Genomic DNA, 23,088 nt, shown 5'->3' with positions numbered 1-23,088 from the left:
GGCTGCTCCGCTCGCAGGCAGCGATTGAGGTTACCCCACCGGGAGCCGCAGACCCAAACCGAGGGCCCGTGCCTCCCGGTCGGGGAGCCGGTGCGCGGTCAGTCGTCGGTGAGCGTGAGGTGCACGCCACCCACGAGCGCCGCGACGATGTTGTACAGGAACGCCATGATCGTCGAGAGCGCCGTGATGATGACGACGTTCACCACGCCGAGCAGCGTGGCGATCGAGATCACCCGGCCGAACGCGACGTACTGGCGGATGTCGACGTCCGTCTCCGTGCCGACGATCTGCGTGAACAGCTCCTCGATCTTGAAGAAGACCTGCATGCCGTCGAGCACGTACCAGACGACGGCGGTCGCGACGACGGTCATGATCCCGATGGCGACCGCGAGGAGGAAGCCGAGCTTCATCGCGGACCACGGGTCGACGCGCGAGACCGCGAGCCGCACGCGGCGCGGGCCGCCGTCGGGCCGGACGGCGGGCGTCGCGCCCGTCGCGGTCCCCACGGCGGGCGTGGCGCCCGTGAGCGGGCTCGCGGTGCCCGTCACGCCGGCGGCGGAGTAGTGCATGGAGGCCCCGGCGGGAGCGCCGGCGGCCGCCGCGCTCGTGGGGGCCGAGGTGGTCGTGGGCACGCGCCTCACCGTCTCGTCGTCGATCTCGTCGTGCCCGCGCTCGGGCTCCGTCTCTGCGGGTGCGGCGGGGACCGCCGCCGACACCTTCTTCGCGGCCGTCTTCGCCGCCGCGATCGCCGCGGCCGCCGCCTTCACGGCCCCGGCACGCGCGACCGCGACACGGCTCTCGCCCGACGCGCGCTCCATGCCGTCGTCGTCCACCGTGCCCTGCGCGGGCGCGGGCGCGGCCTGGGCGGCCGGGCCCGGGGGCGGCGGGGGAGGCGGCGGGACGGCGGCCGTCGCCCCGTCACGCGGGGTCGCCGGCGCCGAGGCGCCCTTCGACGAGCCCTTCTTCGACGAGCCGTTCGACGACGTCCCGTCCGCCTCGCCGTGCCGGCTCGGGGACGCGGCCGCGGGGCGTGCCGACGCGTCCGTGTCCGGCCGCGGCACGGTCAGCCGCGGCGTGATGGTCGGCGGTGCGTTGTTCTCGCTGCTCATCTGGTTTCCTCGGTGGTTCCGGGGGCCGGGTCGGTCCCGCCCGCCCCGTCGGACGAGGCGGTCGCGTCGGTGGTCGGTGCGCTGCTCGTGTCGGTGACGCCCGGGGCCGTGCCGGTCCCGTCCTCGCCCTCCACGGTATCCCGATCCTCTCCGAGACGACGCTCGACGTTCCGCGCGACCGCGATGATGCGGTCGCCCTTGTCGGGCTTCGCGAACGTCACCCCCTGCGTGTTCCGACCGGTGAGGTTCACCTCGCCGACCGCGGACCGCACGATCTTCCCGCGCTCCATGATGACCAGCACCTCGTCGTCGGCCTCCGTCACCAGAGCCCCCACGAGATCTCCACGAGCCTCCACCAGGTTGGCGACCTTGATGCCCAGACCGCCGCGACCCTGGACGCGGTACTCGTCGATCCGCGTGCGCTTCGCGAACCCGCCCTCCGTGACCACGAAGAGGTCGGAGCCCTCCTCGACCACGTCGGCCGAGAGCAGCTCGTCGCCGTCGCGGAACTTCATGCCCGTGACGCCCGACGTCGCGCGGCCGAGCGGCCGCATCGTGTCGTCGTCGGCGGGAAAGCGGATGGACTGGCCCTTGCGCGACACGAGGATGAGGTCGTCGTCGGCGTCCACGAGGAGCGCCGCGACGAGCTCGTCGGGCGTCCCGGACTCGTCCTCGCGCAGGTTGATCGCGATGAGGCCGCCCGAGCGCGGCGAGTCGTACTCCGACAGCCGCGTCTTCTTCACCAGGCCGCGACGCGTCGCGAGCACCAGGTACTGCGCCGCGTCGTAGTCGCGCAGGTCGAGCACCTGCGCGATCTTCTCGCCCGGCTGGAACGCGAGCAGGTTCGCGACGTGCTGACCCTTGGCGTCGCGCCCGCCCTCCGGGAGCTCGTACGCCTTCGCGCGGTAGACGCGGCCGAGGTTCGTGAAGAACAGCAGCCAGTGGTGCGTCGTCGTCACGAAGAAGTGGTCGACGATGTCGTCCTCGCGCAGCTGCGTGCCGCGCACGCCCTTGCCGCCGCGCTTCTGGGCGCGGTAGCTGTCGCTGCGCGTCCGCTTCACGTACCCGCCGCGCGTGATGGTGACGACCATCTCCTCCTCGGCGATGAGGTCCTCGATGGAGACCTCGCCGTCGAACGGGAGGATCGTCGTCCGACGCTCGTCGCCGTACTTCGCGACGATCTCGCCCATCTCGTCGCCCACGATCGACCGCTGTCGCTCGGGCTTGGCCAGGATGTCCTGGTAGTCGAGGATCTGGCGCTCGAGCGCGTCGTGGTCGTCGAGGATCTTCTGCCGCTCCAGGGCCGCAAGTCGGCGCAGCTGGAGGTTGAGGATCGCGGTCGCCTGGACCTCGTCGACGCCCAGCAGCTCCATGAGGCCCGTGCGCGCCTCCTCGACGTCGGGCGAGCGCCGGATCAGCGCGATGACCTCGTCGAGCGCGTCGAGCGCCTTGAGGTACCCGCGCAGGATGTGGATGCTGCGCTCGGCCTCCGCCAGCAGGTACCGCGTGCGGCGCACGACGACGTCGAGCTGGTGCGTCGTCCAGTGCCGGACGAACGCGTCGAGGCTCAGCGTGCGCGGCACGCCGTCGACGAGCGCCAGCATGTTCGCGCCGAACGTGTCCTGGAGCTGGGTGTGCTTGTACAGGTTGTTGAGGACGACCTTCGCCACCGCGTCGCGCTTGAGCACGACGACGAGGCGCTGGCCCGTGCGGCCCGACGTCTCGTCGCGGATGTCCGCGATCCCCTGGATGCGGCCCTCCTTGACGAGGTCCGCGATCTTCGCGGCCAGGTTGTCCGGGTTCACCTGGTAGGGGAGCTCCGTGACGACGAGGCACACGCGGCCCTGGATCTCCTCCACGTTGACCACGGCGCGCATGGTGATCGAGCCGCGGCCCGTGCGGTACGCCTCCTCGATGCCCTTGTGGCCGAGGATCGTGGCGCCCGTGGGGAAGTCCGGGCCCTTGATGCGCTGCAGCAGCGCCGCGAGGAGCTCCTCGCGCGAGGCGTCCGGGTGGTCGAGGTGCCACTGCACGCCCGCCGCGACCTCGCGGAGGTTGTGCGGCGGGATGTTGGTCGCCATGCCGACGGCGATGCCCGCCGAGCCGTTGACCAGCAGGTTCGGGAACCGGGCCGGCAGGACCGACGGCTCCTGGGTGCGGCCGTCGTAGTTGTCCTGGAAGTCGACGGTGTCCTTGTCGATGTCCCGGACCATCTCCATGGCGATCGGCGCCATGCGGCACTCGGTGTACCGCGGGGCGGCCGCCGGGTCGTTGCCGGGGGAGCCGAAGTTCCCCTGGCCGGCGACGAGCGGGTAGCGCAGCGACCAGTCCTGCACGAGGCGCACGAGCGCGTCGTAGATCGCGCTGTCGCCGTGCGGGTGGAACTTGCCCATGACGTCGCCGACGACGCGCGAGCACTTCGAGTACGAGCGGTCGGGGCGGTAGCCGCCGTCGTACATCGCGTACAGCACGCGCCGGTGCACGGGCTTGAGGCCGTCGCGCACGTCCGGCAGCGCACGACCCACGATGACGCTCATCGCGTAGTCGAGGTACGACCGCTGCATCTCGAGCTGCAGGTCCACCTGCTCGATGCGCCCGTGGTGCACCGCGACCGCCGTCCCGTCGGCGTGCACGATCTCCTCGGACCCGTCGCCGGGAGCCGTGGGCTCGTTCTCGGGGTTCTGCTCGTCGGTCACGGTCTACCTCGTTCGTTCGTCTCTTCGTGCGTCGTCGTCCTGGAAGACCTCCGGACCCGCCCGGGAGGGCGGGCCGCGCCGGGGCGTCCGGTCCTGCCGCCCCCCGGCTCCGCGAGGAGCGGCTCAGATGTCAAGGAACCGCACGTCCTTCGCGTTGCGCTGGATGAAGCTCCGGCGGGACTCCACGTCCTCGCCCATGAGGACGGAGAAGATCTCGTCGGCCGCCGCGGCGTCGTCGAGGGTCACCTGGTTGAGCGTGCGGTGCTCGGGGTCCATGGTCGTGTCCCACAGCTCCGAGTAGTCCATCTCGCCCAGACCCTTGTAGCGCTGGATCCCGTTCTCCTTGGGGATCCGCTTGCCGGCGGCCTGCCCGGCGGCGAGGAAAGCGTCGCGCTCCTTGTCGGAGTACACGTAGTCGTGCGGGGCGTTCGACCACTTGAGCCGGTAGAGCGGCGGCTGCGCGAGGTAGACGTGCCCGTTCTCGATGAGCGGGCGCATGTACCGGAACAGCAGCGTGAGCAGGAGCGTCGCGATGTGCTGGCCGTCGACGTCGGCGTCGGCCATGAGGACGATCTTGTGGTACCGGAGCTTCGTGAGGTCGAAGTCCTCGCCGATGCCGGTGCCGAAGGCCGTGATGATCGACTGGACCTCCTGGTTCGACAGGGCCCGGTCGAGGCGCGCGCGCTCGACGTTGAGGATCTTCCCGCGGATCGGCAGGATCGCCTGCGTCCGGGGGTTGCGCCCGCGCACGGCCGAACCGCCCGCCGAGTCACCCTCGACGATGAAGATCTCGCACTCCTCCGCGCGGTTCGACTGGCAGTCGCGCAGCTTGCCCGGCATGCCGCCGGACTCGAGCAGGCCCTTGCGGCGGGTGGCCTCGCGTGCCTTGCGGGCGGCGAGGCGCGCCTGCGACGCCTGGATCGCCTTGCGGATGACGTCGCGACCCTCGTTCGGGTGCGCGTCGAACCAGTCGGTGAGCTGCTCGTGCACGACGCGCTGCACGAACGTCTTCGCCTCGGTGTTGCCGAGCTTCGTCTTCGTCTGGCCCTCGAACTGCGGCTCGCCGAGCTTCACGGAGATGACCGCCGTCAGGCCCTCGCGGATGTCATCGCCCGTGAGGTTCTCGTCCTTCTCCTTGAGGATGCCCTTGTCGCGCGCGTAGCGGTTGACCAGCGAGGTCATCGCCGCACGGAAGCCCTCCTCGTGCGTGCCGCCCTCCGTCGTGGAGATCGTGTTCGCGTAGGTGTGGACGGACTCCGAGTACGCGCTCGTCCACTGCATCGCGATCTCGACCGAGATGCGCTTCTCCGTGTCCTCCGACTCGAAGTCGATGACGTCGGGGTGGACGAGCTCGACCTTCTTCGCCGTGTTGAGGTGCTTCACGTAGTCGACGAGGCCGCCGTCGTACTTGTAGGTCACGGTGCGCGCGGGGGACGAGCCGGCCGCGGCGGTGCCGTCGGCCTCCGAGACGCCGTCGGCGTCCGCCGCCGCGTCGTCCCCGCCCGTCACCTCGTCGCCGGTGTCGAGGTGGGCCGGACGCTCGTCCGTGAGCGTGATGCGCAGCCCCTTGTTGAGGAACGCCATCTGCTGGAAGCGCGCCCGCAGGGTCTCGAAGTCGTAGTCGGTCGTCTCGAAGATCTCCGGGTCGGCCCAGAAGGTCTGCGTCGTGCCCGTCTCCTGCGACGGCTCGAGCCGCTCGACCGGCGCGACCGGCTTCCCGCCCTCGGTGAACTCCTGCCGCCACGCGTACCCGTCGCGCCGGACCTCGGACACCATGCGCGTCGAGAGCGCGTTGACGACCGACATGCCCACGCCGTGCAGACCGCCGGAGACGGCGTACCCGCCGCCGCCGAACTTGCCCCCGGCGTGGAGGATCGTCATGACGACCTCGAGCGTCGGCTTGCCCTCGGTCGGGTGGATCGCCACGGGGATGCCACGGCCGTTGTCGACGACGCGCACGCCGCCGTCGGCCAGGAGCGTCACGTCGATCGTGTCCGCGTGCCCGGCGAGGGCCTCGTCCACAGAGTTATCCACAATCTCGTACACAAGGTGGTGGAGACCGCGCTCACCGGTGGAGCCGATGTACATGCCCGGACGCTTGCGGACCGCCTCGAGGCCCTCGAGGACGGTGATGTTGCTCGCGTCGTAGCCGCCGCCCGCCGAGGGTGCCGCCTCCGCGGACGCCGTCGGGTCGGGGATGGCGGTGTCGGTGTGCTCTGCCACGGGCAGGACTGCTCCTCGTCGTCGTGCGCGCGACCGCCGTGTCCGTGCCGGACCGGCCGCCGCTGCTCAAAGGTTCCGGGCCCGCACCGCCGCCTGCGCCGGCTCCGTGCGAGGAGCGTCCGACCGGCCGCGGACGGCCGGTGGAAGCGCCGCGGACGGGTTGCGCGGGCGGGTGGTGACAAGACCCGGAATGACCTCCCCAGTCTACCCGCCACGAGCCGAATTCCGCGGATCTCGGCCGTCCTGAGGACATCTCGCAGGACATTCGCGACGCGATCCGCGCCGTCCCGGCGGAAGTTCTCCACACGGTTGTCCACAGGCTCTGTGCACGACGCTCGGGCGACCGTCGACGGTCGCCGGAAAAGTGCCCGCAGCAACCGTCCTGCGCTCCAGGTGGGAGCGCTACCGCAGCGGACAAGTCGGGAATCGGTGTTTCACGCGGAAAGTGGTCTAATACCACACACCATCCTGATTCGCGCGTCGTCCGCGCAGCAGCGATACCACGCGGGCGGCTCGACCCCGAAGGGACCCCACTCAGTGAAGAGACTCCTCGCGAGCGCTGCGGCGACAGCGCTCGCGCTCGGCGGCCTGCTCGTGGCCACCGCGGCACCCGCCTCCGCTCACACGCCCGACGTCACCGCCGACTGCACGACGCTCTCGGTGAAGCTCTGGGCCTACTCGAAGAAGAGCAACGAGCTCACCGTCACCGTGGACGGGAAGGAGGTCGAGTCCACGACCTTCGAGCGCCAACTCACACGGTCGTACGACCTCGACCCCACGCAGGACCACACCTGGACCGTCTCCGTCGACGCGTCCGACGGCCGCCAGTACGACTACGAGCAGTCCGGCTCGACCCGGGCCTGCGAGACGCCCGACGCCCCGGTCCAGGTCGGCGTCTACGTGTACCCCAAGCTGGACCGCACGAAGGACGCGGCCTGGGAGAACTCCGGTCCGCAGAAGATCGTCACGAGCGCCGAGATCGCCGCGCCCGAGAAGCCGTGGGACAAGGCCTGGGTCGTGCAGCCCCTCGACCTGGACGACGTGCGCGAGGTCGCCCGCGCGATCCAGCCCGGCGTCGACACCGTCGAGCTGTGCACCGCCTGGGCCGTCCAGCAGGACCTCGTTGACCTGCCCGGCGGTCTCGACGACCTCCCGACGGACATCCGCTACTCGCCCGACGGCAAGCACCTCGGGGAGTTCCCCGAGGGCACGCTCGTCGCGTGGGACCACCAGGACCTCGCCGACCTCCTCCCCGAGGGCGCGTGCGACACCCCGAGGCCCGGTGCGCCCGCCCAGCCGGTCCAGGAGGAGGTCGACGTCCTCGTCACGCCGGACGTGCCGACCGCCGTCGAGGTGTGCGGCACCGAGCTCACCGAGCAGAACCTCCCCGCCGAGTCGGAGGACGTCCGGTACACCCTCACCGAGGAGGGCGTCGTCGCCGAGCCGAAGGACGCCGAGGCGACCTTCTCCCTCGAGACCGAGGGTCTCGGCTACCTCGTGACCGAGGACGGCCGCTTCGCGCTCTTCCCGCTCGAGGACCTCCTGCCGTCCGACGAGGCGTGCGCCCTCGTGCCCGGCGAGATCGGCGCCGTCTGCCAGGGCGACGTCCCGTACCTCGGCTACGAGATCGGCCTGCCCGAGGGCGTGACGGTCGACTCGGAGACCCCGCTGACGATCACCTTCCTGCACCCGAACGGCGGCGAGGACTACGTCGTGACGGACCAGCCGCTCAGCGGGACCCTTCTGTGGCCCGGCGCCTCGGCCGAGGAGCCGAGGCAGTGGCCCGGGTTCGTCCGGAACGAGGACGGCTCGTACACGGAGACCGACGGCAACTACGCCTGGACCCGCGACGGCGCCGAGGTGCTGTTTGAGGTCAACCCGTCGTACTCGACCGTGGTCGAGTACCCGCCGGCGACGAGCGCGTGCGCGAACCCGCCCGTCGCCCCCGTGGCCGTCGAGGACGTCGCCGGACCCGAGGAGCCGACCGGCCCCGCGCTCGCCACGACCGGTGCGACGGTCGCCGGCGCGGCCGCGTTCGCCGCGCTGCTCGTCGGCGGCGGGGCCCTGGTGCTCTGGCTGCGCCGCCGAGCCCAGGCCTGACCCCCCTGACGTGGTGACCAACGCCCCGGTCACCACCCGCGAGGCCCGCCGTGCCCCCTGCACGGCGGGCCTCGTCGTCGGTCCGGACCTTCTCAGCCCCAGGTGTCGCGGGGACCCGGCCCGCGGACGGACTTCTTCCCCCGGCGGAAGCTCGGTCCCGCCGGCCCGAGGACGGTCACCGTCTCGACGACCCCCTCGCCCACCTCGCGCGCGAGCCGCTCGAGCAGCTGCGGCGTGAGGAGCCGCACCTGCGTCGCCCACGCCGTCGAGTCGGCCCGCACGACGAGCACCTTGTCCTCGAACGTCTCGGGCTCGCAGTGGTCCGCGACCTGGTCGCCCACGACCTCGCGCCACCGCCCGACGACGCCCCCCACCGACACGTCCGCGACCCAGTCCCGCTCGTGCAGCAGGCGCGCGACGACGTCGCCCAGGAGCTGCGGGTCGCGGCCGCCCGGGCGCGCGCCCGACGTCGGCGGGTCCGCGAGGATGCGTCGGCGAGGCTCCTGCCCGGGCCGCAGCCCTTTCGCGCGCGCCGCCGCCTTGGCGCGGTTCAGGGCCTGCCGCGCCACCTCCGCCGGCGGGGTCAGCTCCACGACGTGACCGACGGGCAGCCCCGTGGCGCGTCGCTCCGGGAGGTCGTCGGCCGGGCCGGGGCGCGCGTCGTCGTCCTGGCGGTCCGCCGGGTCCCGGTCCGCGGGCTCAGTCCTCGACACGGTGCACCGTCCCGTCGTGCACGGCGAACCGCGCGCCGTCGAGCCGGCTCGGGACGTCGTCGGGCACGGCCGCGGTGATGATCACCTGGCCCGCGTCGGCCACGAGCTCGGCGAGCCGCTCGCGCCGGCGGACGTCGAGCTCGGCGAACACGTCGTCGAGCACGAGGATCGGCTCGCCGTCGGGCCCCCACTGGTCTGCCCACAGGAGCGAGTCGAGGCCCGCGGGGGCGCCGTCGCGCAGCAGCCGGTACGACGCGAGCCGCAGCGCGAGCGCGAACGACCACGACTCGCCGTGGCTCGCGTAGCCCTTCGCCGGGAGGCCGCCCAGGGTGAGGACGAGGTCGTCGCGGTGGGGACCGACGAGGTTCACCCCGCGGTCGACCTCCTTCGCGCGCACGGCCTCCATGGCCTCCAGCATGCGCCTCTCGAGCGTCGCCACGTCGGGGATGCCCGACGCCGGTGCGTCGCCCGGGTCCGCGGCGTCACCCGCCGCGGGCGGCCCCACGGGACCGTCGTCCGCGTCGAGCGCCTCGTCCACGGACGAGCGGTACGCGATGCGCGCCTCGCCCTGCCCCGCGCTGACCTGCTCGTACGCCTCCGCGACGTAGGGCGTGAGCGCGGCCACGAGCTGCAGGCGCAGCGCCGTGATCTCCGCGCCGAGGCTCGCGAGACGCGCGTCCCACACCTCGAGCGTCGCGAGCGGCGAGGCCGCGGTCTCGGGCGCGTCGTCGTCGGGCGGCGGCTCGGCGGCGGACGGCCTCCGCCGGCCGCGCCCGCGCAGCGCCGTCGCCGACTTGAGCAGCGCGCCGCGCTGGCGCAGCACCCGGTCGTAGTCCGCAAGGAGCGCCGCCACGCGCGGCACCAGGAGCACCGCGAGCTGGTCGAGAAAGCGGCGCCGTCCGTCCGGGTCGCCCTTGACGAGCGCGAGGTCCTCCGGCGCGAAGAGCACGGTCCGGACGATGCCGAGCACGTCGCGCGGCCGCTGGGCCGGGGACCGGTTGATCCGCGCCCTGTTGGCCCGCCCCGACGCGATCTCGAGCTCCACGGTGCTCGCCCGGTCGCCCCGCACGACGCGCGTCCGCACAACCGCGCGCGTGGCCCCCGCACGGACGAGCGCGGCGTCGCCCGCGACACGGTGGCTCGCGAGCGTCGCGACGTACCCGATCGCCTCGACGAGGTTCGTCTTGCCCTGCCCGTTCTGCCCGACGAGCGCGTTCACGCCCGGGACGAGCTCGACGTCGACGGACTCGTACGAGCGGAAGTCGACCAGGGAGAGGTGCGAGACGTACATCGGTGCGGCGAGGGTCGAGGAGGTCGGCGGGGACCGGTCAGGCCGGGGGTTCGAGCGGCCCGGCTCCCGGGGAGGCCGGACCGGCCGCCTTGACCGCGTGCCCGCCGAACTGCTGGCGCAGCGCGGCGACGGCCTTGAGCGCGGGCGACTGCTCCTGACGCGAGGCGAAGCGCGCGAAGAGGGCGGCGGAGATCACGGGCAGCGGGACGGCGTTGTCGATCGCCTCGTCGACCGTCCAGCGGCCCTCGCCGGAGTCGTCGACCCAGTCGTCGATCGCGGCGAGCTGCGGGTCCTCCTCGAGCGCCTTGACGAAGAGGTCGAGGAGCCACGAGCGCACGACCGTGCCACGGGTCCACGCCTTCATCGTGCCGTGCACGTCCTTGACGAGCTCGCTCTTCGCGGCGAGGAGCTCGTAGCCCTCGGCGTACGCCTGCATGAGCCCGTACTCGATGCCGTTGTGGACCATCTTCGCGAAGTGCCCGGCGCCGACCTCGCCCGCGTGGACGAAGCCCTCCTCGCGCGGGCCGTCGGGACGCAGCGCGTCGAAGACCGGCATGGCCGCCTCGACGTACGTCCGGTCCCCGCCGACCATGAGCCCGTAGCCGTTCTCGAGGCCCCAGACGCCGCCCGAGACGCCGACGTCGAGGTAGCCGACGCCCTTCTCGGCCAGCTCCGCGGCCCGCGCCTGGTCCTCGGCGTAGTAGGAGTTCCCGCCCTCGATGACGAAGTCGCCCTCGCCGAGCAGGCCGCCGAGCTCGGTGACCACGCCGCGGGTCGCGTCGCCCGCCGGGACCATGACCCACACGATGCGCGGGCCGTCGTCGGGCAGTGCCGCGACGAGGTCGGCGAGCGTCGCGACGTCGGACACCTCCGGACGAGGGTCGTAGCCGACGACCTCGATGCCGGCGGCGCGGACGCGCGCCCGCATGTTGTTGCCCATCTTGCCGAGGCCGACGAGGCCGATGCGCGTGACCATACGAGTCCTCCGGGTGCGGTGGTGCGGTGCGAGCCGTCCGGCTCCGTCGGGGTCAGCCGGCGAAGCGGATCGGCACCAGCAGGTAGCGGTAGTGGGACGAGTCCTCGCCGTCCAGGGAGTCCTGACCCGTGAACTCGACCGGCTTGTTCGGGTGCGTGAAGCTCAGGCGCACGAAGTCGGTGCCGAGCGCGCCCAGGCCGTCGAGCAGGAACTGCGGGTTGAACGCCACCGAGATGTCCTCGCCGACGAGCACCGCCTCCAGCGCCTCGGACGCCTGCGCGTCGTCGCCCTGCCCGGCGTCCAGGACGACCTGACCGTCCGTGAAGGACAGGCGGATCGGCGTGTTGCGCTCGGCGACCAGCGACACGCGCTTGGCGGCGTCGATGAGCGGGGCGGTGGGGACGACGGCGTGGATGGGCGTCTCGTCCGGGAAGAGCCGGCGGACCGCGGGGTAGTCGCCGTCGACGAGCTGCGACGTCGTGTGACGACCCCCGGCCTCGAACCCGATGAGGTCCACGCCGGCGCCCGTGTTGAGCCCGATGTTGACGAGACCCGAGCCGCCGAGGGACTTCGCCACGTCGTTGAGGGTGCGCGCGCGCACGAGGGCGACGGCGGAGTAGCTCGGGGTGACGGGCGTCCAGGTGAGCTCGCGCAGGGCGAGGCGGTACCGGTCCGTCGCGAGGAGCGTGATCTTCTCGCCCTCGATCTCGACGCGCACGCCCGTGAGGAGGGGGAGCGTGTCGTCGCGGCTCGCCGCCACCGTGACCTGCGCGACGGCGTTCGTCAGCTCGTCGCCCGAGACGGTGCCGGAGAGCTCGGGCATCGCGGGCAGCGCCGGGTACTCGTCCACCGGCATGGTGAGGAGCGTGAACCGGCTCGCGCCGCACGTCACCGTGACCTTGTTGCCCTCCAGGACGACGTCCACGGGCTTCGCGGGCAGCGCCCGGGAGATCTCGGCGAGCAGCCGGCCGGAGACGAGGACCGTGCCGGGCTCGCTGACCTCGGCGGGGATCTCCGACCGGGCCGAGACCTCGTAGTCGAAGCTCGACAGCCCGATGGTCCCCGACGCGTCGGCCTCGAGCCGGACCCCGGCGAGGACGGGCGCGGGCGGGCGGGTCGGCAGGGTTCGCGCCGTCCAGGTCACCGCGTCGGCCAGGACATCACGCTCAACCCGGAACTTCATCCCACACCCTCTCGTCCCCACGTCTCGGTCGGACCCGATCTTCACATGTGCCGCCCTGCTTCGCCGCGACGCCGGGCTCGCCGTCGGGGCCGCTCGCCCTCGCTCGTCCACCGGGCAGGTCTGCCGCTGTGGACACGAGGTGCCGGGTCGCAGGTCCGCGCACACGTGTCGTGCATGAACCCTACGCGAGGAGGCGGGTGGGAGGAACTGGAACAGCGGGCCTGGGGACGGAGGCCCGACGGCGGTCTCCGCCGACGTCGCGCGCTCGCCGCGGCTCGACGAGGATCGGGAGCAGGCTCGTGGAGCACAGGTCGCACCGTCGGCCGCCGGAGCCTGATGAAGGCGTGTGGAATTTCCCCTCTGAGAACACTTTCGTCGTCGTCATAGGGGTTGTGGATCTCGTGGAAAACCGGTGTCCGCCCAGGTCAGAGGGCACAAATGCGTGTGGACGAACCGGTGAGCCCAGTGTGGGAAAGTCGCGGCGCCTGTGGGCGGCCGATCTGTCCCCACACGTCGTCCACTGATCGAGGGTGGCCCGTCCACACTGAGAGGGCCTTCGTCCACAGCTGTCCACAGAACTGTGCACAGAGCCCCTCCGGGTGAGCCGTCCACAGGGTGTGTACGAGGCCGCCGTCCACAGGTTTCGGGGGGAAAACCATGATGTTGTCAGGATTTGTCGCGCCGCACGAGACCCTGTGGTCCACCGTCGTCGTCTGCATTCCGCGGATGTGAATACCCACAGGAGTCCTGTGGATGACTGTGGACAACTCCACCCACAAGCTGTGTACGAGTGTCGTACCTGCCCGTGGCTGGAGAGGCGCGTCGGTGCTTGACGCCGATTTCCACAGAATAGAGCACCACGGTGGGTAACCCTGTGGACAGCGCGCGGGACAGGTGGGGAAGGGTCTTCGGGGTCGGCGACGAGCTGGTGAGACCGTCCACTGGCGGTGGACAACCCCGATGGCAGACCGCTCGGGGAGGGGCGCGTCTGGTCCGTCCCGGGGCGTCGGACGGCGTCTCGTCGCGACGAGGCTCGACAGCCGGAAGAAGATCGGATGGTCGCCGAGGGATCTCGGTGATCTCGGACCCGCTCCGCGGGGATAGCAGGAATCCGGGCAGAGGCCTGGAACGCGATCGATGTGGATCGTCCGAGCTCGACGCAGGCCGAGGAAGGCCACTGGGGGCGCGTGACACGGAGGGCCACCGGGGGCGTGCGGTGCGACGCGAGAGAGCCCGGCCGCGACGCGTGCCGAGGGCTGCGTCCTGCCCCGGGTGTGAGGCAGAGCGGCGGGGATGTGCGGTCGCCCGCCGTACGGCGGACCCGCCGTGGGCTCAGGGAGCCCCGGTGCGCAGGGGCGGCGGGAGCGACCCGCCTCGTCCGGGACCGAGCCGCACGGTGAGGGGAGAGAGCCGCGGTGAGCACGTCGTCGAGTCGAGGAGCAGCACCGTCCGGGCACGGCCGCGCCGCCTCAGCCGCGGTGCTGCTGCTTGATCCGGCTCGTGAGCTCCGTGACCTGGTTGTACGTGGAGCGGCGCTCGGCCATCTGCTCGGTGATCTTGCGGTTCGCGTGCATGACTGTCGTGTGGTCGCGGCCCCCGAACTGCTGCCCGATCTTCGGGAGCGACAGGTCGGTGAGCTCGCGGCACAGGTACATCGCGATCTGGCGAGCGGTGACGAGGACGCGCGATCGCGAGCTGCCGCAGAGGTCGTCGATCGTCAGGCCGAAGTACGCGGCCGTCTGCGCGATGATCGCGGCGGGGGTGATCTCCGCGCTGTCCTCGTCGGTGATGAGGTCCTTCAGCACGATCTCCGCGAGCGGGAGGTCGACCTGCTGGCGGTTGAGGTTCGCGAACGCGGTGACACGGATCAGCGCGCCCTCGAGCTCCCGGATGTTCGTCGAGATGCGCGACCCGATGTAGGACAGCACGTCGTCCGGAGCGGCGAGGCGTTCGCTCGACGCCTTCTTGCGGAGGATCGCGATGCGCGTCTCGAGGTCCGGCGGCTGGACGTCCGTGATGAGGCCCCACTCGAACCGGGAGCGCAGGCGGTCCTCGAACCCGTTGAGCTGCTTGGGGGGCAGGTCGGACGTGATGACGACCTGCTTGTTGGCGTTGTGCAGCGCGTTGAAGGTGTGGAAGAACTCCTCCATCGTCTGCTCCTTGCCCTGCAGGAACTGGATGTCGTCGATGAGGAGCACGTCGACGTCGCGGTAGCGCCGTTGGAACGCCCCGGCCTTGCCCTCACCGATGGAGTTGATGAAGTCGTTCGTGAACTCCTCCGAGTTCACGTAGCGCACGCGCACGTTGGGGTACAGGTTGTGGGCGTAGTGCCCGATCGCGTGCAGCAGGTGCGTCTTGCCGAGCCCGGAGTCCCCGTAGATGAACAGCGGGTTGTAGGCCTTGGCGGGTGCCTCGGCCACCGCGACCGCGGCGGCGTGCGCGAACCGGTTGGAGGAGCCGATGACGAACGTCTCGAAGACGTACTTGGGGTTCAGCCGGCTCGGCTCGGCCTGGGGACGCGGCGGGGGAGGTGCCGGCAGGTCAGGGAGGAGCACGTCGTCGGGCTCGATGTAGGGGCGCTCCACCGCCGGCCGCGACGCGGGCGCGAGGACGGGGTCGGAGCTGAGCTCCGGGTCGACGGTGATGCCGAACCGGACGTCGCGCCCGAGGCAGGACGACATCGCGGTCACCAGCTCGTCCCGGACGCGCGTCTCGAGGTACGTGCGGGTCTGCTCGTGGGGAACCGCGATGAAGACGGTGTCGTCCAGGATCGCGAGCGGCTTGGCCAGCCGGATGAACGCGATCTGCCGCGGGGTGATGTCCGGGCTCGCCTCGAGGATGCTCAGGGTCTGTGCCCAGACGTCGGCGATGTTCTCGTCCGGGTTGGCCACGGGCAGTTCCTCACGGGGGTCGACAGCGTGCGTCGGGCAGAGCTCCGGCCGTCGAGCACGCTGACGGCCGGGCGGGGGTGCGCCGACGAGGAGAAGGTCACGGATGGGGTGATGCTGGGGTCGATCGTGCCACGGGAACCCCTCATCCACATAGTTGTCCACAGGCTGTGGGTTGTAGGGTGAGGATGCTCTCACCGGCAGGATGCCGGGATCCGGGACGACGCCGCGCCATCGTCGCACGCGGCGAAGGCCACCCGTCGTGGTTTGACCCGGAGGGGTCGCGCAGCGTAACGTCAGACAGCCGTTCCAGGTGTTCTTGGCGCGCCCGCGTGGAAGGAAACTCGACGCGAGGCCTCACGTCAGGAACTCCCTGCGAGGACCCGGTGCCCCCAGCAATGGCCATCCGGTCCGCGCGCCTGAGCGGTGACCGGGCGGGGGACCGTCCGGCGCACGACCCGAACCACCGGCAGGAGCCAACCGGAGCCTGTCACTGCATCGTCGAGGACATAGACGGTGTACCTCCCCGACGTTCTTGGAGTACCTCGTGAGCAAGCGGACCTTCCAGCCGAACAACCGGCGCCGGGCGAAGACCCACGGCTTCCGGCTGCGCATGCGGACCCGCGCCGGCCGCGCCATCCTGGCTGCCCGCCGCCGCAAGGGCCGCACCGAGCTCTCTGCCTGATCGCACGTGCTCCCCGCGGCGCACCGACTGCGCCGTTCCGTCGATTTCGAGCGGGCGGTGCGCCGCGGCGTGCGTGCTGGTAGGTCGACCGTGGTCGTGCACCTCTCGGAGGATCCCGAGGGCGCTGCTCAGCCGCAGGTCGGCTTCGTCGTCTCCAAGGCAGTGGGGAACGCGGTGCACCGCAACCTCGTGAAGCGCCGACTGCGCGCCGCCACGGCGTCGCGCCTCTCCGTGCTGCCCGCGCACGGGCGCGCCGTCGTCCGCGCGCTTCCCGGCGCGGCGCTCGCCTCCTTCGAGGAGCTCAGCGCCGACCTCGACAGCGGTCTCGTGCGTGCGACCCGTCGGCTCGACGAGCGAGCGGGCGAGCGTCGATGACGACGACCCACCCGCCGCGCGTTCCGGCGCCGTCCTCGCCCGAGGAGCCGGGGACCGACGAGCGCGGCGTCGTCCGCCGGGTCGTCGACCTGCTGCGCCGGGTCCCCGCTCTCACGCTGATCGGCATGATCAGGGCCTACCAGTCGGTGATCTCGCCGATGACGGGGCCCACGTGCAAGTACTACCCGTCCTGCTCCCAGTACGCCCTCACGGCGGTGCGTCGTCACGGCGCCCTGCGCGGAACGGGCCTCGCCCTCTGGCGGCTGCTGCGCTGCAACCCCTGGAGCCTCGGTGGGGTCGACGACGTTCCGCCGGCACGACACACGCACTAGCCCGCTGCCCGGGAAACGGGCTTTCACACGCTTTGTCCGAAGTTGAGGGAGCAGTCACGGATGGACTTCTTCGCGTTTCTCTACCCGATCGAGTGGGTAGTCGCCTGGATCATGTACTTCTGCCACCAGGGACTGACGTTCCTGGGGTTCTCCGACGGCCCGGGGCCCGCCTGGGTCCTGTCGATCGTCGGCCTGGTCATCATCATCCGCATCCTGCTGATCCCGCTGTTCTTCAAGCAGATCAAGGCGTCGCGCGGCATGCAGCTGCTGCAGCCTGAGATGCAGGCGATCCAGAAGAAGTACAAGGGGAAGACGGACCCCGCGTCTCGTGAGGCCATGAGCCGCGAGACGATGGAGCTCTACCGCAAGCACGGGACGAACCCCTTCGCCTCGTGCATGCCGATCCTGCTCCAGTCGCCGATCTTCTTCGCACTCTTCCGGGTGCTGAACTCGCTGAAGCCGATCTCGGACGGTACGTACTCGCGCGACAGCATCGGACCGATCGACGCTTCGGTGGCGAGCGACATCGAGAGCTCGTCGGTCTTCGGAGCCAAGCTCTCCGACGTCTTCCTCCAGACGGACGACCTGCAGACCCGCATCGTCATCGCCGTGCTCATCCTGGCGATGTGCGCGACGACGTTCTTCACGCAGCGACAGCTCACGATGAAGAACATGCCGAAGGCCGCTCTCGAGGGCCCGATGGCCTCGACGCAGAAGATGATGCTCTACGTCTTCCCCTTCATCTTCGCCGTCTCCGGCGTGAACTTCCCCGTCGGTGTCCTCGTCTACTGGACCACGACGAACCTCTGGTCGATGGGGCAGCAGTTCTACACGATCCGACGCATGCCGGCCCCGGGTTCGGAGGCGGAGCGCCTCCTCAAGGAGCGCCAGGCGCGCAAGCGCGCGGCGAAGGGCGTCGTCGAGGACGCGACGCCGGTCATCGAGCAGCCTCGCGGCCAGCGTCAGCAGCCCAAGCGCAAGGACCGCCAGAAGAGCGCCCCTCGTCCCGTCGGGACGGTGTCCGCGACCACCCCGGAGGATGCCCCGGTGGAGGATGCCCCGGCGGACAAGCCGGCACCGGGCGGTGCCGCGAAGGGCGGGTCCGGGACCGGCGCGTCGAAGCCCGCGCCCAAGAAGAAGAAGCAGAAGTAGACCTGCGCCCGAGCGCGCACGTGCCGTGAGGAGCAACGCATGACGCCTACCGAGACGCCCGCGCCCGACGCGACGTCCACCGAGGAATCCGCCCCGGAGACCACCCGACTCGAGGAGGAAGGGGAGATCGCGGCGGACTACCTCGAGGAGCTCCTCGACATCGCGGACCTCGACGGTGACATCGACATCGACGTCGAGCACGACCGGGCCGCTGTCGAGATCGTCGCGGACGACCCCGCCGCTCTGAGCTCTCTCGTCGGCGACGACGGCGAGGTGCTCGATGCGCTGCAGGAGCTGACGCGTCTTGCCGTGCAGGCCCGGACGGGGGAGCGGAGCCGTCTCATGCTCGACGTCGCCGGCTTCCGTGCGGGCCGCCGTCGTGAGCTCACGGCGCAGGCCGCAGAGGCGATCGAGCGCGTCCGTGCCGAGGGCACCAAGGTCTCGCTCGAACCGCTCAACGCCTTCGAGCGCAAGGTCATCCACGACGCCGTGGCCGCAGCCGGGCTGCGGAGCGACTCGGAGGGTGTCGAGCCGCAGCGCTACGTCGTCATCTACCCGACAGACTGACACCGTCGGAGACGACCCCACCGCTCCTTCGCCCCGCGTTTCACGTGAAACGCGGGGCGAAGCGCGTTGCTGAGGGTGTGCAGGTGCCCACGAGCTCCGCGCGACTCTGGGTGCGGAGGTGCTGACGTCCCGTCGGCAGGGGAACCGCACAGGAGCTGCGGGGCGCGACGAGCACCGGGTGGTGGGGCGTGTGCGGGCAGATGCCCTGATCGACGGCATTCGCCACGTCGCGACGACCGCCGTTACTCGTGTCGGCGAGAAGAAGCGTGACGACGACCCTCGGAGCGTAAGGGACCGTAGTCAGGGCGCGTCGAACCTCGCTCCGCACTCGGTGGGCCGCGCACGCTCGACGTCGTTTCACGTGAAACGATGAGGCGTTCGCACACGAGGAGGCAGACGACCCGATGCAGCACGAGTCCGTAGGCAACGAGGATCCGGACATCCCCCGGGAGGCGTTGATCGAGTACTTCGGTGACGCGTTCGTCGTCGTCGAGAAGTTCGCCGAACGGTTGCGGAGCGAAGGCGAGCTGCGCGGTCTCATCGGACCGCGGGAGGTTCCGCGGATCTGGGATCGTCACATCCTGAACTCGGCCGCCGTCGTGCCCTTCCTGCCCAGGACCGGGTTGATCGCCGACGTGGGGTCGGGTGCTGGCCTGCCGGGCGTCGTGATCGCCGCCATGCGGCCGGAGGCGACCGTCTACCTCATCGAACCGATGGAGCGGCGCTGCGCCTGGCTGACGGAGATCGCCGAGGACCTCTCCTTGCCGAACATCGAGGTCAAGCGAGGACGGGCCGAGGAGTATCACGGGGCGTTCGAGTGCGACGCGGTGACGTCGCGAGCCGTCGCGGCACTCGACAAGCTCGCGCGACTGTCGCTCCCGCTGGTTCGACCCGGCGGAGAGATGATCGTTCTCAAGGGTCGTAACGTGAGTCGCGAGGTCGATCCGGCGCGGAAGGTCCTGCGCAAGCTCAAGGGGTCCGAGCCGGAGATCATCGAGGCACCGACGCTCCCCGGCGTGGAGACCACGACGGTCGTTCGTATCGTGCGGCAGACTGGATCCCGCTGATCTGGGGAACGGGTGCCGAGGACGTGAGCGACACGCCCGATCTCGGCCCCGACATCCGTCGAAAGCCATGGCGCACGGCGGATGCTGAGAGGCGACGACGGAGAGGATGAGACGCGTGACGCAGAGCCCTGTGGGCCCCGACGGCTCCGAGGAGCAGGTGGCGCTCTCCCACGACGGGGAGGGCGATCGGAGCATGGGAACCGAGGACGACCGCCGGGCAGCGCTGATGGCGAGTCTTCCCGTCGCCGACGAGTCGACGCCGTTGGCGGCCCAGCTCGCGGAGGACGCTCGCCGTCGGATCGACCTGCACGGGCGTCGCTTCCCCCGACCGGTGACCACCCGGATCATCACCGTCGCGAACCAGAAGGGCGGCGTCGGGAAGACCACGACGACGGTGAACCTTGCCGCCGGGCTGGCGATGGCCGGGCTCAACGTCCTGGTGATCGACAACGATCCCCAGGGGAACGCGTCGACCGCTCTCGGCGTCGAGCATCGCGCAGGGACGCCGTCGGTCTACGAGGTTCTCGTCGATGGCGACCCGTTGGCGAGTGCGGTGCAGCAGTGTCCCGACATCCCCACCCTCTGGTGCGTCCCGGCGACCATCGATCTTTCGGGTGCAGAAATCGAGCTCGTGTCGCTCGTTTCACGTGAAACACGGCTTCGTCGTGCGCTCGATGAGTATCTCGCCCAGCGTGAGCGCGACGGCCTCGAACCCATCGACTACGTCCTCGTGGACTGCCCGCCGAGCCTTGGCCTCTTGACGGTGAACGCCTTCGTGGTCGGTCGGGAAGTGCTCATCCCTATCCAGTGCGAGTACTACGCCCTGGAAGGCCTGAGCCAGCTCCTCAAGACGATCGAGCTGATCAAGGCGCACCTCAACCCGGGGCTCCATGTCTCGACGATCCTGCTCACGATGTACGACGGCAGGACGAACCTTGCGCAGCAGGTCGCCAGCGAAGTCCGCGAGCACTTCCCGGAGCAGACGCTGCGCACGACGGTCCCGCGCTCCGTGCGCATCTCGGAGGCCCCGAGCCATGGGCAGACGGTCATGACCTATGACCCGGGGTCGACGGGGGCCCTCGCGTACCTCGAAGCGGCCCGCGAGCTCACGCAGCGAGCGGAGAACCGTAGCGACGAGGGGACGAGCGAGGACCGTCAACGGAACGCCGACTTGCGGCCACCCCAGGACCCTCCGGGGTCAGCACATTCCGGTTCCACGTCTCACCACGATCATGAGTTCGCCGGCACCATCGGTGGTCCCGGCCTGCGGCAGGAGGAACAGCGATGAGCGAGAAGCGCCGAGGACTCGGTCGAGGACTAGGTGCCCTGATCCCGACGAGCTCCGAGGGCAGGCGGCCCGTCGACGTCTTCTTCCCGAGCCCTGCCACGGACGAGGCGAAGCACCACGAGACGGCCGGCGCCGCAGAGAGTTCTGTCGACCAGCAGGCCGAGGAGGCGGCAGCCACCACGAGTGTGACGACGCTGGTGGCGGACGCGGACGCGGACGCGGACGCGGACGCCGGGCCCGCTGACCTCGCGTCCCTTACCTCGCTCTCGGACGCGGACCTCGCTGAGCTGGATGCTGTGGCGGCGGGGGACACCGCCGACTCGAGCGCGAGCCTGGCGCCGACTCGCGACTCGTCGACGACAGACCAGGCGACGACAGACCAGGCGACGGTCGACTCGGCAATGACGGGCGCGGTTTCACGTGAAACGACGTCGGACTCCAGCCTGAAGGCCGGCGAGGAGGAGATCACCGCAACGGAGCCTGGTGCCTCTTCATCTGCGGGATCGACCAGCGTGGAGGAGTGGGCAGGCGGGGCCGCCGACGACCTGGTGCCCGTTCCGGGCGCGCGGTTCGCCGAGCTCCCGACCTCGTCCATCCGACCCAACCCGCGGCAGCCGCGCACCGTTTTCGACGAGGGCGAGCTCGATGAGCTCATCGGTTCCATCCGTGAGATCGGCGTGCTCCAGCCGATCGTCGTGCGCCCGGTGCCGGGGGAGTCCGGCGCGTATGAGCTGATCATGGGCGAGCGCCGCTGGCGGGCGACGCAGGCAGCGGGTCTTGATGCCATCCCGGCCATCGTCCGTGAGACCGACGATGCCGACCTGCTGCGCGACGCGCTCCTGGAGAACCTGCACCGCAGCGCTCTCAATCCCCTCGAAGAGGCGGCCGCGTACCGGCAGCTTCTGGACGACTTCGGCTGCACCCACGAGGAGCTAGCGGACCGCATCTCGCGAAGCCGTCCGCAGATCTCGAACACCCTGCGTCTGCTGCGCCTGCCTCCGCTGGTACAGCGTCGGGTTGCTGCCGGAGTGCTGTCGGCCGGACACGCCCGGGCGCTCCTGGGGCTCACGGACGGTGCGGAGATCGAGCGTCTGGCGCAGCGCATCGTCGCCGAAGGCCTCTCCGTGCGGGCGACGGAGGAGATCGTCGCGATGGGCGGTCTGGACGGGGAGCGTCGCCCGCCGCGAACTCCTCGCGCCGGACAGCGGTCCGCGGCGATCGACGAGCTCGCGCATCGGTTGTCCGACCGCTTCGAGACGCGCGTCAAGGTGGACCTGGGCAAGAACAAGGGCCGTCTCACCGTGGAGTTCGCCTCCGTCGAGGACCTCAACCGCATCCTCGATGTGATGGCGCCCGACGACCCGGGTCTGTTGCGGAAGTAGACGACGATCGCGCCGGTGGTGTGGGCGCGTCTGCGTCGACCAGCATCGGCTCGCGGGATCACCTAGCGGGGCGGGTGCGCACGCCATACGGCGAGTGCACCCGCCCCGTTGGTCTGTCTGGAGAACGGATCGCACCTCGTCTCCTCTGATTTCTTGTTGTGACACGCCTGAGCCGGCCTCACCGGCGCGCGTCTGACTCACATTGCCAACAACCCCTGTGTCGGCCGGTAGGCACAACGCGCTGTGCCCGTGGTGCGTGGTGAGGGAACTGCGCATCTACCGCAGACCCGCCTCGAGACCGGTAGAAGGAAAACCGGCGTGTGGAGAACGAGGTTCTTCAGCGAGTGCGGGAACGCCTCGCTGCCGAGGACGGCCGTGTCACGATGGGTGGCCTTTGCTCACACCATTCGAGCGCTGTGTCCACGCGACGGTGATGGTTCCCTCCCGGAGGGATCGGCGGGTGTTTCACCTGAAACGGCGGACCAGCGGCAGCGCGCGGGCGTATACCGTGGAGGGATCGCGGCTCGCCGTACCCGGATTCGCCGAACGCCTCGCCGGGAGCGCCCCCATCGCGTACGCGCGCGAGGTCGTGGCGCCCCGGCTCGGGCCGACACGGCCGCCGTCCACCGCGTTCCTCTTCGCGCAGGGGTCGAGACGCTCATCACGGAGCAGGCTGTGGTCGCGACGTGTTTCACGTGGAACATGGGCGGGACGACGTGGCCGCTGAACGGCTCCGCGACGGCCAGCAAGCAGACGGTCGACGCCAAGCTCCTCATGCGCTGGCAGCGCCCGTCCAGCGTTGAAGCAGAGTAGGTCCGCGGCGCTCTCTGCTCGGAGACGCTCGCGTCGGGCGCGAGGCCGAACGGTCCCGGAAAACGCTGCGCAGATCAAGCCCTCCGCGACGTGGCCGCTCTGGCACCCTGCCAACGGGTCGATGTGCGGGGCGGCGTCTCGGCCGTTCTTTGCGGCAGAGGCCGAGGACCCTCGGCACTACGCAGATTCTCTGAGAACGGAGTGGTTTTGAGCGGAGCGGCCCTCGTGTCTTCGACGATGGGCCGCAG

18 protein-coding genes are annotated in these 23,088 nt (G+C 70.7%); 10 read left to right on the top strand and 8 right to left on the bottom strand.

Annotation, left to right across the window (positions count from 1 at the left end; genetic code table 11):
• Nucleotides 1-98: 98 nt before the first annotated feature.
• The 3 genes from ACPCUX_RS07200 to gyrB form a co-directional block, all read right to left on the bottom strand.
• Nucleotides 99-1,109, bottom strand: coding sequence for a DUF3566 domain-containing protein (locus ACPCUX_RS07200; RefSeq protein ID WP_255438120.1), 1,011 nt, complete (start codon nt 1,107-1,109; stop codon nt 99-101).
• The gene (gyrA, locus tag ACPCUX_RS07195) at nt 1,106-3,745 is read right to left on the bottom strand and encodes a DNA gyrase subunit A (protein WP_232322760.1); all 2,640 of its coding nucleotides are present in this window, start codon (nt 3,743-3,745) and stop codon (nt 1,106-1,108) included. The genes ACPCUX_RS07200 and gyrA overlap by 4 nt, the downstream gene beginning before the upstream one ends.
• A 183-nt stretch (nt 3,746-3,928) precedes the next feature.
• Complete coding sequence (gyrB, locus tag ACPCUX_RS07190; RefSeq protein WP_031315400.1) at nt 3,929-6,004, bottom strand: DNA topoisomerase (ATP-hydrolyzing) subunit B; 2,076 nt, start codon at nt 6,002-6,004, stop codon at nt 3,929-3,931.
• A 561-nt stretch (nt 6,005-6,565) separates the two neighbouring features.
• On the opposite strand from gyrB, the gene ACPCUX_RS07185 reads away from it, so the two are divergent.
• Nucleotides 6,566-8,128: a hypothetical protein gene (locus tag ACPCUX_RS07185; protein ID WP_423388449.1), complete on the top strand. Its 1,563-nt coding sequence runs from the start codon at nt 6,566-6,568 to the stop codon at nt 8,126-8,128.
• Between the two features lie 92 nt (nt 8,129-8,220).
• Here ACPCUX_RS07185 and ACPCUX_RS07180 read toward each other — a convergent pair whose 3' ends face one another.
• The 5 genes from ACPCUX_RS07180 to dnaA all read right to left on the bottom strand — a co-directional run bounded on the left by ACPCUX_RS07180 (nt 8,221) and on the right by dnaA (nt 15,182).
• On the bottom strand, nt 8,221-8,721 hold the full coding sequence (locus ACPCUX_RS07180; protein ID WP_034651951.1) for a DUF721 domain-containing protein: 501 nt from the start codon (nt 8,719-8,721) through the stop codon (nt 8,221-8,223).
• Nucleotides 8,722-8,827: 106 nt separating this feature from the next.
• On the bottom strand, nt 8,828-10,132 hold the full coding sequence (gene recF, locus ACPCUX_RS07175) for a DNA replication/repair protein RecF (RefSeq protein WP_423388448.1): 1,305 nt from the start codon (nt 10,130-10,132) through the stop codon (nt 8,828-8,830).
• A 37-nt stretch (nt 10,133-10,169) separates the two neighbouring features.
• Complete coding sequence (gnd, locus tag ACPCUX_RS07170) at nt 10,170-11,108, bottom strand: phosphogluconate dehydrogenase (NAD(+)-dependent, decarboxylating) (protein WP_034651935.1); 939 nt, start codon at nt 11,106-11,108, stop codon at nt 10,170-10,172.
• Nucleotides 11,109-11,160: 52 nt separating this feature from the next.
• Nucleotides 11,161-12,291 carry a DNA polymerase III subunit beta gene (gene dnaN, locus ACPCUX_RS07165; RefSeq protein WP_034651929.1) on the bottom strand — a complete coding sequence of 377 codons (1,131 nt, stop codon included), beginning with the start codon at nt 12,289-12,291 and terminating at the stop codon, nt 11,161-11,163.
• Between the two features lie 1,469 nt (nt 12,292-13,760).
• Entirely contained in the window at nt 13,761-15,182 is a 1,422-nt protein-coding gene (gene dnaA / locus ACPCUX_RS07160) for a chromosomal replication initiator protein DnaA (RefSeq protein ID WP_043651559.1), read from the bottom strand.
• A 544-nt stretch (nt 15,183-15,726) separates the two neighbouring features.
• Between dnaA and rpmH the strand changes: the two genes are divergently transcribed.
• The 9 genes from rpmH to ACPCUX_RS07115 all read left to right on the top strand — a co-directional run bounded on the left by rpmH (nt 15,727) and on the right by ACPCUX_RS07115 (nt 22,840).
• Nucleotides 15,727-15,864, top strand: coding sequence for a 50S ribosomal protein L34 (gene rpmH, locus ACPCUX_RS07155; protein ID WP_034225701.1), 138 nt, complete (start codon nt 15,727-15,729; stop codon nt 15,862-15,864).
• A gap of 6 nt (nt 15,865-15,870) precedes the next feature.
• Nucleotides 15,871-16,239 (top strand): ribonuclease P protein component, encoded by a 369-nt coding sequence (gene rnpA / locus ACPCUX_RS07150; RefSeq protein WP_031315171.1) that lies wholly within the window; start codon nt 15,871-15,873, stop codon nt 16,237-16,239.
• On the top strand, nt 16,236-16,571 hold the full coding sequence (gene yidD, locus ACPCUX_RS07145) for a membrane protein insertion efficiency factor YidD (protein ID WP_396049806.1): 336 nt from the start codon (nt 16,236-16,238) through the stop codon (nt 16,569-16,571). Before rnpA ends, yidD begins: the two co-directional genes overlap by 4 nt.
• A gap of 60 nt (nt 16,572-16,631) precedes the next feature.
• Nucleotides 16,632-17,723: a membrane protein insertase YidC gene (yidC, locus tag ACPCUX_RS07140; protein ID WP_043651562.1), complete on the top strand. Its 1,092-nt coding sequence runs from the start codon at nt 16,632-16,634 to the stop codon at nt 17,721-17,723.
• A gap of 39 nt (nt 17,724-17,762) precedes the next feature.
• Nucleotides 17,763-18,290: a protein jag gene (locus ACPCUX_RS07135; RefSeq protein ID WP_114552588.1), complete on the top strand. Its 528-nt coding sequence runs from the start codon at nt 17,763-17,765 to the stop codon at nt 18,288-18,290.
• A gap of 404 nt (nt 18,291-18,694) precedes the next feature.
• Nucleotides 18,695-19,357: a 16S rRNA (guanine(527)-N(7))-methyltransferase RsmG gene (rsmG, locus tag ACPCUX_RS07130; protein ID WP_423388447.1), complete on the top strand. Its 663-nt coding sequence runs from the start codon at nt 18,695-18,697 to the stop codon at nt 19,355-19,357.
• A 115-nt stretch (nt 19,358-19,472) separates the two neighbouring features.
• Complete coding sequence (locus ACPCUX_RS07125; protein WP_332306493.1) at nt 19,473-20,645, top strand: ParA family protein; 1,173 nt, start codon at nt 19,473-19,475, stop codon at nt 20,643-20,645.
• Nucleotides 20,642-22,027 carry a ParB/RepB/Spo0J family partition protein gene (locus ACPCUX_RS07120; RefSeq protein WP_423388446.1) on the top strand — a complete coding sequence of 462 codons (1,386 nt, stop codon included), beginning with the start codon at nt 20,642-20,644 and terminating at the stop codon, nt 22,025-22,027. The genes ACPCUX_RS07125 and ACPCUX_RS07120 overlap by 4 nt, the downstream gene beginning before the upstream one ends.
• 675 nt (nt 22,028-22,702) lie before the next feature.
• Complete coding sequence (locus ACPCUX_RS07115; RefSeq protein ID WP_211932506.1) at nt 22,703-22,840, top strand: hypothetical protein; 138 nt, start codon at nt 22,703-22,705, stop codon at nt 22,838-22,840.
• Nucleotides 22,841-23,088 lie beyond the last annotated feature (248 nt).

This window comes from Cellulosimicrobium sp. AB352 (assembly GCF_049538415.1).
GTDB lineage: Bacteria > Actinomycetota > Actinomycetes > Actinomycetales > Cellulomonadaceae > Cellulosimicrobium > Cellulosimicrobium funkei.
This window is presented reverse-complemented; position numbering and strand designations above follow the sequence as displayed.

Bases quoted from the DNA above. Each gene is read 5' to 3' on its own strand.
- ACPCUX_RS07200 (WP_255438120.1), bottom strand. From the start codon at position 1,109: ATGAGCAGCGAGAACAACGCACCGCCGACCATCACGCCGCGGCTGACC.
- recF (WP_423388448.1), bottom strand. From the start codon at position 10,132: ATGTACGTCTCGCACCTCTCCCTGGTCGACTTCCGCTCGTACGAGTCC.
- gnd (WP_034651935.1), bottom strand. From the start codon at position 11,108: ATGGTCACGCGCATCGGCCTCGTCGGCCTCGGCAAGATGGGCAACAAC.
- dnaN (WP_034651929.1), bottom strand. From the start codon at position 12,291: ATGAAGTTCCGGGTTGAGCGTGATGTCCTGGCCGACGCGGTGACCTGG.
- yidD (WP_396049806.1), top strand. From the start codon at position 16,236: ATGACGACGACCCACCCGCCGCGCGTTCCGGCGCCGTCCTCGCCCGAG.
- yidC (WP_043651562.1), top strand. From the start codon at position 16,632: ATGGACTTCTTCGCGTTTCTCTACCCGATCGAGTGGGTAGTCGCCTGG.
- ACPCUX_RS07135 (WP_114552588.1), top strand. From the start codon at position 17,763: ATGACGCCTACCGAGACGCCCGCGCCCGACGCGACGTCCACCGAGGAA.
- rsmG (WP_423388447.1), top strand. From the start codon at position 18,695: ATGCAGCACGAGTCCGTAGGCAACGAGGATCCGGACATCCCCCGGGAG.
- ACPCUX_RS07120 (WP_423388446.1), top strand. From the start codon at position 20,642: ATGAGCGAGAAGCGCCGAGGACTCGGTCGAGGACTAGGTGCCCTGATC.